The sequence below is a fragment of the Bradyrhizobium sp. STM 3566 genome (genome assembly GCF_045571445.1).
Taxonomy (GTDB): Bacteria; Pseudomonadota; Alphaproteobacteria; order Rhizobiales; family Xanthobacteraceae; genus Bradyrhizobium; species Bradyrhizobium vignae.
On sequence record NZ_CP120692.1, the window covers coordinates 2,363,514 to 2,377,032 of the forward strand.

The 13,519-nt window shown below is 63.9% G+C and carries 11 protein-coding genes; 3 read left to right on the plus strand and 8 right to left on the minus strand.

What is annotated here, in order from left to right; genetic code table 11:
* Positions 1-13: 13 nt before the first annotated feature.
* The 3 genes from P6U27_RS11180 to P6U27_RS11190 are packed head-to-tail and all read right to left on the minus strand — an operon-like array spanning position 14 to position 3,564.
* Positions 14-931 (minus strand): ABC transporter permease, encoded by a 918-nt coding sequence (locus P6U27_RS11180; protein WP_407119781.1) that lies wholly within the window; start codon positions 929-931, stop codon positions 14-16.
* Positions 918-2,009, minus strand: a complete 1,092-nt coding sequence (locus P6U27_RS11185) for an ABC transporter permease (protein WP_129144195.1) — start codon at positions 2,007-2,009, stop codon at positions 918-920. The genes P6U27_RS11180 and P6U27_RS11185 overlap by 14 nt, the downstream gene beginning before the upstream one ends.
* The gene (locus P6U27_RS11190; RefSeq protein ID WP_407194051.1) at positions 1,993-3,564 is read right to left on the minus strand and encodes an ABC transporter ATP-binding protein; all 1,572 of its coding nucleotides are present in this window, start codon (positions 3,562-3,564) and stop codon (positions 1,993-1,995) included. The genes P6U27_RS11185 and P6U27_RS11190 overlap by 17 nt, the downstream gene beginning before the upstream one ends.
* 564 nt (positions 3,565-4,128) lie before the next feature.
* Here P6U27_RS11190 and P6U27_RS11195 point away from each other — a divergent pair.
* Positions 4,129-5,232, plus strand: a complete 1,104-nt coding sequence (locus P6U27_RS11195; protein ID WP_122402224.1) for a hypothetical protein — start codon at positions 4,129-4,131, stop codon at positions 5,230-5,232.
* A gap of 77 nt (positions 5,233-5,309) precedes the next feature.
* Here the strand turns inward: P6U27_RS11195 and P6U27_RS11200 are convergent, their stop codons facing one another.
* Positions 5,310-5,795, minus strand: a complete 486-nt coding sequence (locus tag P6U27_RS11200) for a nucleoside deaminase (protein WP_209295678.1) — start codon at positions 5,793-5,795, stop codon at positions 5,310-5,312.
* 391 nt (positions 5,796-6,186) lie between these two features.
* On the opposite strand from P6U27_RS11200, the gene P6U27_RS11205 reads away from it, so the two are divergent.
* Complete coding sequence (locus P6U27_RS11205) at positions 6,187-7,461, plus strand: allantoate amidohydrolase (RefSeq protein ID WP_129144193.1); 1,275 nt, start codon at positions 6,187-6,189, stop codon at positions 7,459-7,461.
* A gap of 97 nt (positions 7,462-7,558) precedes the next feature.
* On the plus strand, positions 7,559-8,932 hold the full coding sequence (locus P6U27_RS11210; protein WP_407194052.1) for a hypothetical protein: 1,374 nt from the start codon (positions 7,559-7,561) through the stop codon (positions 8,930-8,932).
* A 6-nt stretch (positions 8,933-8,938) separates the two neighbouring features.
* Here P6U27_RS11210 and P6U27_RS11215 read toward each other — a convergent pair whose 3' ends face one another.
* From P6U27_RS11215 to P6U27_RS11230, 4 genes are all read right to left on the minus strand, one after another.
* Positions 8,939-10,258: a dicarboxylate/amino acid:cation symporter gene (locus tag P6U27_RS11215; RefSeq protein WP_122402226.1), complete on the minus strand. Its 1,320-nt coding sequence runs from the start codon at positions 10,256-10,258 to the stop codon at positions 8,939-8,941.
* A gap of 205 nt (positions 10,259-10,463) precedes the next feature.
* Positions 10,464-10,685 carry a hypothetical protein gene (locus P6U27_RS11220; protein ID WP_407194053.1) on the minus strand — a complete coding sequence of 74 codons (222 nt, stop codon included), beginning with the start codon at positions 10,683-10,685 and terminating at the stop codon, positions 10,464-10,466.
* Between the two features lie 406 nt (positions 10,686-11,091).
* A complete protein-coding gene (locus P6U27_RS11225) occupies positions 11,092-12,441 on the minus strand; it encodes a vWA domain-containing protein (protein WP_407194054.1) in 1,350 nt (449 codons plus the stop codon).
* A 5-nt stretch (positions 12,442-12,446) separates the two neighbouring features.
* Positions 12,447-13,394, minus strand: a complete 948-nt coding sequence (locus P6U27_RS11230; protein ID WP_162500191.1) for a MoxR family ATPase — start codon at positions 13,392-13,394, stop codon at positions 12,447-12,449.
* Between the last annotated feature and the right edge of the window lie 125 nt (positions 13,395-13,519).

A 13,519-nucleotide genomic window follows, 5' to 3' on the forward strand; every position in this document is an offset into this window, starting at 1 on the left:
GCGGAAACGAAATTCAGCGATCGGGAACGAACACCGTGCCGAGCGCGGCCGGCGCGGTCGAGCCGCCGGTGCGCGCACGGGAGAGCAAGACCAGGACGATGACGGTCGCGAGGTAAGGCAGCGCCGACATGAATTGCGAGGGAATGCCGACGCCCCAGCCCTGCGCATGCAATTGCAGGATCGTCACAGCACCGAAGAGATAGGCGCCGACCACGAGCCGGCCCGGCCGCCAGGACGAGAACACGACAAGCGCCAGCGCGATCCAGCCGCGGCCCGCGGTCATGCCGGGGATAAAGAACGGCGTATAGGCGAGCGGCAGATAGGCCCCGGCAAGACCCGCGCAGGCGCCGCCGAACATCACCGCGAAGGTACGGATGCGCAGCACGGGATAGCCGAGTGCATGCGCGGAGACGTGATTGTCCCCGCAGGCGCGTAGGATCAATCCCGCCCGCGTGCGGTACAGGAACCACCAGACGCCGACGATCAGTGCGACCGAGAAATAGACGAAGCCGTCCTCGCCGAACAGCACACGGCCGATCAGCGGAATGTCGGTCAGGCCGGGAATATGGAGGTGCACGGCCGGCGTGATGCGCTCGCCGACGAAGCCGGCGCCGATCAGGCCTGAGAGGCCGATGCCGAGGATGGTCAGTGCGAGACCGGTCGCGACCTGGTTGACGGCGAGCCCGAGCGCCATCAGCGCGAAGACGAGCGACATCAGCGTGCCCGCAACGATGCCGAGTAGCGCGCCGACGAGAATCGATCCGGTGAGCCACGCGCCGGCAAAGCCGCAGGCGGCGCCGACGATCATCATGCCCTCGACGCCGAGATTGAGCACGCCGGAACGCTCGGTCACGAGCTCGCCGGTCGCCGCAATCAGCAGCGGCGTCGACGCGGCGAGCACCGCGAGGATGATGGCCTCAACCAGCTCCACGGGTCACCTGTCGGCTTGGGAAGACCAGCTTGAAGCGGTACAGGATCAGAGAGTCGCAGGCGAGCACGTAGAACAGCAGAATGCCCTGAAAGACCTTGGTGACGTCCAACGGAATCTTCATCGCGATCTGAGCCTGCTCGCCGCCGATAAAGGTCAATGCGAGGAAAAGGCCTGCAATTAATATTCCAAGCGGGTTCAGCCGGCCGAGGAAGGCGACGATGATCGCGGTAAAGCCGTAGCCCGGCGAAATGCCGGGCTGGAGGTGCCCGACCGGGCCTGCGACCTCGATGATTCCGGCGAGGCCCGCCAGCGCGCCGGAGACCGCGAAGGTCAGGATGATCAGCTGGTTGGCATTGAAGCCGCCGAACCGTGCGGCACGCGGCGCGGCGCCGACCACGCGGATCTCAAAGCCCTTGATGGTGCGCCCGAGCAGGATCGCCGCTGCGGCGACGACGAGCAGGGCGATGATCGAGCCGAGATGGAGCCGCCCGCCCTCGATCAGCAGCGGCACTGTCGCCACTGGATCGAACTCGGCCGTGGTCGGGAAGTTGAAGCCGTGCGGATCGCGCCAGGGACCGCGCACGAGATAGTCGAGGAAGAGGTCGGCGACATAGACCAGCATCAGGCTGGTCAGGATTTCGCTGGCGCCGAACTTGACCTTGCAGATCGCCGGGATCAGCGCATAGAGCGCGCCCGCTGCAGCCGCGAGCACGAGCATCGCCGGCAACACCCAAGCGCCGGCGTCGGTGCCTTGCGTCTTCACCGCGATCCAGCTTCCGGCCACTGCACCGATCAGGAATTGCCCTTCGGCGCCGATGTTCCAGGCATTGGCGAGATAGCAGAGCGACAGCCCGATCGCGATCATCACCAGCGGCGTTGCCTTCACCGCGATCTCCTGGAGCGAATAGCCGTCGGTCAGGGGCGCGATGAAGTAGGCGTGGAGCGCAAGCAGCGGATTCTTGCCGAGGATCGCGAACAGGATGGTCATGGTGACGATCGTCAGGCCGATCGCAATCAGGGGCGAGACCAGCGCGATCGTGTTCGACCGCTCGGCGCGCTTCTCAAGCACCAATTGCATGCGCGGCCTCCTTCGGTTCCAGGCTGCTGCCACCCATGAGCAGACCGAGCTTTTCGCGGGTCGCTTCGCTTGTCGCGAGCGGGGCCGAGAGCCGGCCATGGAACATCACGGCGATGCTGTCGGCGATCGCGGCAAGCTCGTCGAGATCCTGACTGGTCACCAGCACGGCGGCGCCGGCGCTTGCGAGATCGAGCAGCGCCTGGCGGATCACCGCGGCAGCGCCGGCGTCGACGCCCCAGGTCGGCTGGCTCACAACCAGCACCGCCGGATTGCGCAGGATCTCGCGCCCCACGATGAACTTCTGCAGGTTGCCGCCGGAGAGGCTTGCCGCTTCCGGATCGCGCTTGGCTTTGCGGACGTCGAAGGTTTCCGTCGCGCGGTCAACTGTCTTCAGCGTGGCCGCGGTGTCGATGAACCCGTGGTGGACCATGCCGCTGGCAGCGTGTCCGGTCAGCAACGCGTTCTCCGACAGTCTCATCCGCGGTGCGGTGCCGTGCCCGAGCCGCTCCTCGGGAACGAAAGCCGCGCCCAGCTTGCGCCGCTGGGTGATCGAGAGATGACCGGCGGCAATGCCTTCGATCACCACCGTTCCGGGATCCTTCGCGAGGCGCTCGCCGGAGAGCGCGGCGAACAATTCCTCCTGGCCGTTGCCTGCGACGCCCGCGATGCCGAGGATCTCGCCGCCCTTGAGCTCGAACGAAATATGCTCGAGCCGCACGCCATGCGCTTCGCTGGGGGCAAGCGAGAGGTCGTTGACGACGAGCCGCGGCACAGTGGTCTTGCGGCCGGATACGGCCTTCACTTCCTTGATCTCCCCGCCGACCATCATCCGCGCGAGCGAGGCAGCGGTCTCGAGTCTGGGATTGCAGGTCTCGACTTTCCTGCCGCCGCGCAAGATCGTCGCGGTGTCGCAGAGCCGCTTGACCTCCTCGAGTTTGTGGCTGATGTAGAGGATAGCGCGGCCTTCGGCCTTGAGCCGCTCCAGCACGATGAAAAGCTGGTCGGCCTCCTGCGGGGTCAGCACCGCGGTGGGCTCGTCCAGGATCAGGAATTTGGGATCCTGCATCAAAGCGCGGACGATCTCGATGCGCTGGCGCTCACCGACTGAGAGTTGCCAGACCTCTCGTTTGGGATCGAGCGGTAGACCGTAAGTCTTCGATACCTGCTCCAGCCGGGCCGACATGTCCTTGAAGGATTCCTTGCCGTCGAGGCCGAGCGCGACGTTCTCGGCGACCGTGAGATTGTCGAACAGCGAGAAATGCTGGAACACCATGCCGATGCCGCGGCTGCGTGCTTCGGACGGACCGGACAACACGATCCGGTGGCCCTGCCAGCGAATCTCGCCGGCGCTGGGCTGGATCAGCCCGTAGATCGACTTGACCAGCGTCGACTTGCCGGCGCCGTTCTCGCCGAGCAGGGCGTGGATTTCCCTCGGCCAGATGTCGATGTCGATGGAATCGTTGGCGAGGAAATCACCATAACGCTTGGTGAGTCCGATCGTCCTCAGGGGCGGGGAATCGCCGGAATGCTGGCCGTTGGGCGTCGAATCTAACATTCGCTGATGCGCTTGCATGGGTGAAGTGCCTCGATAGTGGGCCAGTTTGAACCGCGACGTAAGATGTGAAAAAGCATCATCCCTTGCTCAACGCTTCGGCAGGCGATCGGCCCAGCGGTCGTCTTCGATTCTGGGCGACCAGCAAACGGTACTTGGACTCCGGGAGCGACAGCGCCTGCGAGCGGCGCCTGTTGCAAATTTGTGACGGTCCAAGCCAAATCGGAACCCGCTGTGCAGACCTGACGCCATGTTGAGCAATGACGCGTCGGTCCGTTCACCGCTCGAAGCGCAGCGGTTGCGACGGCTGCTCGGACCTGGCATCGCATTGGGCGCGATCCAGAAAATCCGAATAAAAACAATCAGGGAATGTTCGGCAACAGTGGTCCTTCTCCGCTGCTCCCTGCGTGCGTGGCCACTGCAATCTCGACCATGGTTCGTCGCGTCCTGCCGAAACAAGCGGCACGCCATGTGAAAAGTTGAGGCTTCTCACCCTGGGAGATCGGCGCAAGTGTCGCACCCACAGGGGGCGTGCATTTTTGCCTGTCAAACGAGGGGGTATTCAGGATGTCGTTTCGTTACACGGCAGTGGCAGCAGCGGCGCTGTCGCTCGCTACGCTGGCCACCGGCGGCCTAGCTCAGGGGGCGGATCTGCCGGTCAAGGCGGCCAAGAAGGCTTCGGACCTTCCGTTCTTCCTGGTGATCGATAATCGCGTCACATTCTCATACATCTTCAATGCGTCGCAGCCCGGCGCGTGGTCATTCCGGCCAGACGGGTCGATCGACAGCAAGACCACCAAGCAGGTCTATTCCTTCACTCACTTCGACCTCTGGGCCTACGGCACGAACTTCTTCACCATCTCCATGTTCAAGTCGGATCACAATGATCCGGCCGGGCCATGCACCAACGCCGGCACGATCTTCGGTGCGCCGGCGTCCTGCGCCGGTGCGACCGAAATCTATGGCCTGTTCCGCTCGACCTTCGGCTGGAACGAGCTCTTCGACACCAAAGCCTTCACCGCGGGGCCGCTGCACAACATCTCCTTCGAGGTCGGCATGGATGCCAATACCGAGAACCGGTATTTCGGCGCTGCCAAGCGCGACGTCGTCGGCGGTCTGCAGTTTGCATTCGATCTGCCTTACAAGGGCTACATCAACGTCGCGCCGCTGGTCTATTGGGAGTTCGCCAACCACAATTCCTTCAGCCAGTGTGGCCTGTTCGGTCCAGGCGTTCCCGGCGTCACGTGTCTTGCCGACGGCAACACGTCGTTCAAGCCAACCTGGGCTGTCGAGGTCAACTACTACATGGACCTCGGCTTCCTGCCGCCGAACATGCAGTATTTCTCGATCAGTGGCCGCGCCGGCTGGTACGGCAAGAAGGGCACCGACACCCAGCCGCTTCCCTACAGCCCGGCGAATGGCGTCTACAACACGGCGGTTGAGTTGAACTCCGAGCCCATCCGTCTGACCTTCGATGCTTCGAAGGCGGCTTGGGGTGACAAGTACTCCCATTTCGTGGACGTCTGGGTGGCCTACCGCTACTGGCAGAACAAGTTCGGTCTCGATCACAACCTCGCGGTCGGCTGTACCACGGCCGTTGGTGGTCGGACGGTGAGCACGGGCTCCTGCACCGAGTCCTCGCTCTACTCGGGTATCACCGTGAAGTTCTGACCGCCTGACGCTCTGCAGGTGAAAGACGATGGCGCCGCGCCAAACCTCCGCGGCGTCACCTCCTTTTGAATGAGCTGCTACTTCGTCCAAACGCCGTCGTGCAGCGCTTCGGCCTCCTTTTCGAGCAGCGGGCCGACGACCTCCGTCGGCCGCTGCCCGCTGGCAAAGACCTCGCGACACGGCAGGTCGAGGGTCGGGTTCTCCGGATGGTTGCCGGTGATGCCGCGCAGGCGATCCTCGCTGAGGCCATAAACGACGCGGCCGATGCCGGCCCAGTAGATCGCGCCCGCACACATCGCGCAGGGTTCGGCTGACGAATAAAGCGTGGCTTTCGCCAGCACCTCGCGACTGAGGGTACGACAGGCCTGGGTGGCCGCGAGCCGTTCGGCATGCGCGGTGCCGTCATGATCCGGCATGTAGCCGTTCTCGCTCTCGATGAGCACCTTGCCCTCGGCCGCGACGACGATGCAGCCGAAGGGATGGTTGCCATGGGTGAGCGAGCGGCGGGCGACCGCGAAGGACAGGCGTAGGAAGTGTTCGTCACGTTCGGACATGCCGTCCATCGCTGCTCCACGATCAGTACCGGCCGCGCGCCGGCCGACCAGGATGAAGGTCGGCTTCGCTGATCCGTGCTTCATACATAATTTGCCGTGGAACATCACCAGCAGCCGGTCGGACGGTTGTTGGCGAGCGCAGTTTCCGGATAACCGCTTGAAAAATATTGATTATGCGGGCCATCAAGATCCTGATATGGAAAAGTGCCGGATACCGATACAGGCGCTGGCCCGCCCTCGTGCACGACCGGGACGAGGCAGTCTGGCGCATACTCGCATTCATGCTAATCACGCGCGTGTTGAGGCCGGCGCGGGTGCGTGATTTGGCCGGCACCGAACTCGTACCGTTTGGCGCCGAGACAGCAACTCCCGCGGCCCAGAGAAGAGGAAATTTGTCGAGATGGGGGCCGTTAACGCCGTTCAAGATGCATCGCTCGGCGAAACCATCGTGCGCCGAATCAACGATCTGGCGGCGATCTCGGAAACAGGTGACAATCTCACCCGCATCTATCTCACCAAAGAGCTGCGCGAGGCGGCGGACCTCATCCTTGGCTGGATGCGCGAAGCCGGCATGAGCGCCCGTCTCGACGCCATCGGCAATGTCTGTGGCCGCTACGAAGGCGACCGGCCGGGCGCGCCGTGCCTGATGCTCGGCTCGCATTACGACACCGTGCGAGATGCCGGCAAATGGGATGGACCGCTGGGTGTGATCACCGCGATCTCCTGCGTCGCCGATCTCAACCGTCGCGGCAAGCGCCTGCCGTTTGCGATCGAGGTGATCGGCTTTGCCGACGAGGAGGGGGTGCGGTTCGCGTCGACCTTGCTCGGCAGCCGTGCGGTGGCCGGCACTTTTGACGAGAGCGTCCTGAATACGCGCGACAGCGACGGCGTGTCGATGCGCGACGCGCTCGTGCAGTTCGGCCTCGATCCCGACCATATCGGCGCGGCCGCGCGGGCGCGCCGCGAACTGCTTGCCTATCTCGAATTGCACATCGAGCAGGGGCCGGTGCTGGAAGCGCAGAACCTGCCCGTGGGCGTCGTCACCGCGATTGCCGGTGCCACGCGCCTTGCCGCCCGGCTGACCGGGATGGCCGGTCATGCCGGCACCGTGCCGATGGGGCTGCGCCGTGATGCGCTCGCCGGCGCGGCCGAATGCATCGGTGCGATCGAGCAGTTTTGCCGAACCGACGAGGGCGGCCTGGTCGGCACCGTCGGTTACGTCCAGGCGAGGCCCGGTGCGACCAACGTCATTCCGGGCGAAGTATCCTTTACCATCGATATGCGCGCGCCGACCGACATGCACCGCAAGCGCGCGGTGGCCGACGTCGTCCGCCAGATCGAGGCGATCGCCAAGCGCCGGCAGCTGGCCCTTCAGCTGGACGTCACCCATGAGAACCGCACCGCGCCTTGCGCGCCGTGGCTCAAGGAGCAGATCGCGCAGGCGATCGAAGCCGAAGGCTTTTCCGTATTCGAGCTGCCGAGCGGGGCTGGGCACGACGGCATGGCGATGATCGAAATTGCCGATGTCGGCATGATCTTCGTCCGCTGCCGCGGCGGCATCAGCCATCACCCGGACGAGCATGTCGAACTCGCCGATGCCGACGCCGGCGCCCGGGTGTTGCTCAGAGTGATTGAGAATTTTCAGACGCGGGACAGCCGCGCCGGAGCGAGCTGAACAGCCGGACCGCCGTTCGTCATCGGGGCGAGACACGAATCGATCATGCTTGGCATGGTGACCGGCCATCGCCGGCATCGCGAGACACCAAGTGCACATGAACAGCGACATTCCTCCGCCGTCACACCGCGCAAACCGGTTTTACCAGGGCATGGCTGCGACTTTTGTCGCCAACGCGCTTCAGGCAGTCAATTTCCTCGGTGATCGGTTCCTGAGAAAGTCGCATCATTCATCGTCGGCCATCGAGGACCTCTATCGGTATTCGATGGACAGCGCGTTCTCGGTGAGCGAGGCCTTCCTCGTCACGGGCGCGCCGCACGCCTCCGCCTATTATCCCCGCGACTTCGCCTGGTTCTATCCTGACGTGCTCGATCCCAACACGATCATGTCCTCGCAGGACGCGGTGCGGCGGGTACGTCTGCTCGAGAAGAGCGTGCGCCTGCTGCTGGAGGCGGTTCGCGCCAACGTCGTCACCACGACCCTCGTGCCGGCGGGCCGCGGCCGGTATCTCGGCGTGAACTATTTCTCGCGGCCCTCGGATACGCTGCTCGGCATTCTCGCCGGCCTCCAGCAGATGATCTCTGCCGAGGAGAGGACGTCGTCCTATCTGGCGATGTCGCAATGCGCACATGCAGGCCGCCTGTTGCTGGCCGAATATGGCGATGACCTGAAGCGGGCGATCCTCGAGCTCGCAGGCGAGCTCGAACCGTTCAATGATGACGGCACCGGATATTTGCTTTGCGATGTCCACGCACCTCGCTCCGCTGCAACAGACACCCGCGCCGAACGCAGGCGCTTCGTGACCAATGCTTCGGTCTACACGACCTTCGTGTGGGGCGTGCAGCTCGGGATCGTCAACGAGAACGAGCTGAAGCGGCTGCTCGGGCGCGACCTCGCGCAGTACAAGAACGACCTGCTCCGCCTATTCGGCAAGGATGGCCATATCAGGCATTCCCTGGATGGTCCCGCGAGCTCACCGGTATCGTCGGTTGCGCTGGATTTCGTCAGCGTGCATCGCGGCTTCTGGGATATGAACGATGCCACCGAGCGCGCGCTGTTCGCGGCGACGGCGGATCTCATCATCGCCGAACCGCGCTTTCGCATCCCCAGCACGTTCCACTTCCTGGTGTCGGCGGATAATCCGCGCAACAAGATCATCCACAAGATCGCGGCACCGGCCTATCAGGGGCGTTCGTCCTGGCCTACGTTCAATGTCGAGTTTGCAGATCGTATGCTGGACTTCGATGAGGCCTCGGGGGGCGATACCTACCGGGCCTGCGCGCAAGGTATATTGAAGGACATTCGCACCGCCACCGAAGTCCACGGCGGCTATCAGGAGCTGATCTCGGAACACGGTCTGAAGTATCGAACCTGGGCCTACAAGGGCGCGGTGGCCCACTCCTGGTTTCCGCGCTTTCTGTCTGTCTGGAGGAGGGCGTATGGAACGCCGCTCCTCCAGTGGAATGACTGATCGATCTTACCCCGCCGTGACGTCCACAAGCTCGCCGCCTTCGAGCACCTTGGCCGCCTTGGCGCGGTCGAGGTCGCCTTCCCAGGCCGCGACCACGACCGTGGCCACGCAATTGCCGACGAGATTGCCGAGCGCACGGGCCATGCCGATGAACCAGTCGACCGACAGCACCAGCACAAGGCCGATCGCGGGGATGCTCGGCACCGCGTTCAATGTGGCGGCCAGGATCACGATGGCCGAGCCCGGCACGCCATGCGCACCCTTCGAGGTGATGAGCGAAACGCCGAGCACCAGCAGGAGATCACCGAAGGACAACGGCGTGTTGGTGGCCTGCGCGATGAAGACGACCGCAAGTGTGAGATAGATCGAGAAGGCGTCGAGGTTGAAGGAATAGCCGGTCGGAATGACCAGACCGACGACGGAGTCCTTCACGCCCATGCGCTCCAGCTTCTTCATGATCTGGGGCAGCACCGCATCCGACGATGCGGTGGCGAGCACGATGGTCAGCTCCTCGCGCAGGTAAGCGAGGAATTTGAGGATGTTGATGCCTGCGAGCGCCATCACCCCACCCAGCACGCCGAGCACGAAGATGCCGACCGAGACATAGAACAGCAGTACCAGAGACACGAGCTGCTTCAGCGAGCCGACGCCGTATTTGCCGACGGTGTAGGCGACCGCGCCGAGCACGCCGAGCGGGGCGACGCGCACGATCAGACCCATGACGCGGAACAGCACGGTGGAGGCCGCGTCGATGACGGAGGTGATGAGCGCGCCCTTCTCGCCGCCGACCAGCGCTAGGCCGACGCCGAACAGCACCGCGAAGAACAGCACCTGGAGCACGTCGTTACGCGAAAGTGCATCGAAGGAGGTGGTCGGGATCACGTTCATCAGGAAGGCGCCGATGCCGCCGCCGGACAGCTTGTGGGCATTGTCGGCATAGGTGTTGAGCGCCTTGGCATCGAGGGTCGAGGGATCGATGTTCATGCCGTGGCCGGGGCCGAAGATGTAGGCGAGCAGCAGGCCGACGACGAGTGCCACCGTCGTCATGACCTCGAAATAGACCAGCGCCTTGACGCCGACCCGACCGACCTTCTTGAGATCACCCGCGCCGGCAATGCCGTGCACGACGACGCAGAACACGATCGGCGCCACGATCATCGAGATCAGCTTCAGGAAGGCGTCGCTGAGGATCTTGAGCCCGACGGCGAAGTCCGGAACCGCCATCCCCAGGATCACGCCAAGCGCCAGAGCGGCGAGGACCTGGACGAAGAGCGAGGTATAGAGCGGCTTCGGCTCGGCGGCGGGTGCCGCAGTGATGGTCGACATGGTGGACTACCCCGGTCTGACGCGTCTTGAGCGTCAAAGAAGGAGCAACAACCGTGCCAGATTGTCGCGAAGATCCCGGAAGTATCGCAGGCGTGATATCGGGGACGCCGCGCGGCACCTCTTCACCGGTGCACCGCGGGGCGGGGACTCATCGTGTGGCCGCCGAGGAGCCGCAGGGCCCGCGGTCAGTCGTCGTGCGCCCGTGTCATGCCACGAGATCCAGCAGCCGGCATGATCCGCGCACGAGCACCCTGCGTCCCGCGGGGGTCATCGCCGGCACGCCGTCATCGATGACGACGAGGCCGAGCTTGATGAGACTTTCGATCATGTAAGCCTTCGAGAGGCGACCGCTCGACGTCGAATTGCGAAGTGTGCGCAGAGCTTCCCATTGGTCCGGCGAAAGATCGAAGTCAACGTCGTTGCTCATTTTGCCTCAAGCGATAGTCCAGTCGCGCGCCCCTGTTAGCGGCACCGTATGAAAACCATGCGACGACAATGAGTCGAGAATTCGGTGCGTCGTTTAGAATGTCTCTTCACAAATTGCCGCACTTCGTTGCGCCACAAGCGTTAAGATCGTTGGCGCACGAACATCGTTCCGATTCTCGATCACTAATTGATGATCTGTATTTGATGTTGCGGTGCGAACTATCGCAGTGCACAGGAAGGGTCGGTGTCCCATTCCGCGTCGCAATATGCACAGAAATGATGGTTCTGGCTCGCACGGGCTCAGGAGTGGGAGCAGCGCGCACTCGACGAAATCGCCCGTCACTTTCGGGAGTGCAATCTCGCGCAGGCCGAGCCGAACGCCGCCTGACGCTGGCGGCCATTGTTGCTCACTGATAAGTCGCCACGATATCGGACACGGCGCGCTCAAGCTGTTGCGCCGTGGCGCATTGGCGCACGACGCTGCAGAAGGTCGCGTAGCGCGGCATCTCGGAATCGCCCAAGCCCCAGGCGAGCCGACCCTCGGGATTGAGCCAGACCAGTCGCTTCGAGCGGTCGGCGATCCGGCGCAAAATGTCGGCGCGCGGGTCGAGATTGTTGCTGCGGGCATCGCCGAGCACGATCACCGTGGTCTGCGGCGTCAGCGAACTCATGAACCCCTTCTCGAAATCGACCAGCGAAGAGCCATAGTCCGACGAGCCGAAACCGACCCTGGACATGATCTCGGACATCGCCTCCTCCGGCGACTTCGATTCCAGGATCTCGCTGACCTCGATCAGGTGCGAGGAGAAGGCGAAGGAGCGGACATCGTCGACCACCTCGTGCAGAGAGTGGATCAGCAGCAGAAAGAAATCGGATACTTGCGCAACGGAGCCCGAGACGTCGCACAGGGCTACGATCTTCGGCCGGTCGCGATGCTTACGCTTCCATGCCGTGAGGAACGGCACGCCGCCCCAGGCCGCGTTGCGGCGGAGCGTGCGCCGAACGTCGAGATGGCCGCGGCGCTGGCGCTTGCGCGGCTTGGAATAGCGCTCGCGCAGCCGGCGCGCGATCTGGCGGATGAGAGCGCGCATCTCGGCGACTTGGCGCCGCTCGATACGGGCAAGCGGAGCATTGCGCAGGATCTCGTTGCGGAGGTTTTCGGCCTCCTCGCGGGCATAGAGTGCAAGCCCCTGAGAGACCGTATCGCGCACGGCTTCGCGTAAGGCGTCGAGCGCGGCGCGTAGACGTTCGGCCTGTGCCGGGTTGGTTGCGGTCAGCTCCTCCAGATCGTCGCGCAGGCGCTGGAGGCCCATGGCGTCGAGGATGCGGCTGGAAAAGATGCCGCGCTGGGTGGAGTAGCGGATGTCGGAAAGGGAGGCCGCCCCGGAGGCGCTGGCGATGGCGGCCGCGATCGTATCGCGGTCCTGCGATAGCAGCATCTGCGCGAGCGGGCCCAAACCTTCGGGAGCGCCGGAGGAAGGCGTCCGATCCGCGTCCTGCGGAGTGTCGTTATTGTCGGCTTCGGGCTGGTCTTGCCGCGGCTCCGGCTGACTGAAGAAGAGATCAAAGCAGTCGCCGAGCGCGAGCTTCTCGTCCCGCGACTTGGCAAGTGTCAGGAGCAGCGCGTCGCGCAGGACGGCGCGGTCGGAGATGCCGACCTGCGCGACAGCGCGCATCGCATCGATGCTTTCGGCAGGCGAGACGTGAACGCCGACGCCGCGCGCCGCCCGAAAGAAACGATGGAGATTCTCGCGCATCGGCGTCAACCGAAGACGTTGGACCGCGCCGCCTTGGCAATGAAGGTCGTCACCTGCGGCGCTGCGGCCTCGATGTCGGCTTCGTATTTCAGAAGCACGTTGAGCGTGTCCTTGACGATCTCGGTGTCGAGCTCGGCGGCCTGGAGCAACACAAGTACGCGCGCCCAGTCGATGGTCTCGCTGACCGAGGGCAGCTTCTTCAGATCGAGCGAGCGGATCTCGTGGATGAAGCCGACCATCTGCCGGCGCAGCGTCTGCGAAATGCCGGGCACGCGGCTTTCGACGATGCGCTCCTCCAGCCGCTGCTCGGGGAAGCCGATATGCAGATGCAGGCAGCGCCGCTTCAGGGCGTCGCCGAGGTCGCGCTCGCTATTGGAGGTGAGGATCACGGTCGGCGGCGTGATGGCCGAGACGGTTCCGAGTTCGGGGATCGTGACTTGGAAGTCGGACAAGATCTCCAGCAGCAGCGATTCGAATTCCGCATCCGACTTGTCGATCTCGTCAATCAAGAGCACGCAGCCACCCGGCTGCTCCAGCGCCTGGAGCAGGGGGCGGGGCTCGACGAACTCCTTGGAGAAGAACACGTCGCCGAAATCATGGAGCTGGTCGAGCGCGGCGTGCAGCGTCTGCGCGCCGCCGAGCACTTCGCCGAGCTTGTCCTTGAGGATCTGCGTGTAGAGAAGCTGCTTGGCGTATTTCCACTCATAGAGCGCCTTGGCCTCGTCGAGGCCCTCGTAGCATTGCAGGCGGATCATCTTCATGCCGCGCCAGGCGGCGATGGCCTTGGCAAGCTCGGTCTTGCCGACGCCCGCGGGGCCCTCGACCAGGATCGGCTTCTCGATTTGCTGCGACAAATAGACGGCGGTCGCGATTTGCCGGCTCGCGATATAACCTTGCGCGGCGAGGCCGCTCTCCACTGCCTCGATCGAGGTCGAGGCCTTCTGATCTGCCACGAATGGGCGCTCCCAAAGGTCTTGGTTGAGGCTTGTTCTGCCTGCGTTCCCGGCAAAGAACAAGCCTCGTTTGGGAGACCTCAGACCCGCGCGAAAGGCGCTTTTTCCGCTTCGCGCAAATAGTC

Bases quoted from the DNA above. Each gene is read 5' to 3' on its own strand.
- P6U27_RS11220 (WP_407194053.1), bottom strand. From the start codon at position 10,685: ATGAGCAACGACGTTGACTTCGATCTTTCGCCGGACCAATGGGAAGCT.
- P6U27_RS11225 (WP_407194054.1), bottom strand. From the start codon at position 12,441: ATGCGCGAGAATCTCCATCGTTTCTTTCGGGCGGCGCGCGGCGTCGGC.
- P6U27_RS11210 (WP_407194052.1), top strand. From the start codon at position 7,559: ATGAACAGCGACATTCCTCCGCCGTCACACCGCGCAAACCGGTTTTAC.
- P6U27_RS11215 (WP_122402226.1), bottom strand. From the start codon at position 10,258: ATGTCGACCATCACTGCGGCACCCGCCGCCGAGCCGAAGCCGCTCTAT.
- P6U27_RS11195 (WP_122402224.1), top strand. From the start codon at position 4,129: ATGTCGTTTCGTTACACGGCAGTGGCAGCAGCGGCGCTGTCGCTCGCT.
- P6U27_RS11205 (WP_129144193.1), top strand. From the start codon at position 6,187: ATGGGGGCCGTTAACGCCGTTCAAGATGCATCGCTCGGCGAAACCATC.
- P6U27_RS11200 (WP_209295678.1), bottom strand. From the start codon at position 5,795: ATGGACGGCATGTCCGAACGTGACGAACACTTCCTACGCCTGTCCTTC.
- P6U27_RS11185 (WP_129144195.1), bottom strand. From the start codon at position 2,009: ATGCAATTGGTGCTTGAGAAGCGCGCCGAGCGGTCGAACACGATCGCG.
- P6U27_RS11190 (WP_407194051.1), bottom strand. From the start codon at position 3,564: ATGTTAGATTCGACGCCCAACGGCCAGCATTCCGGCGATTCCCCGCCC.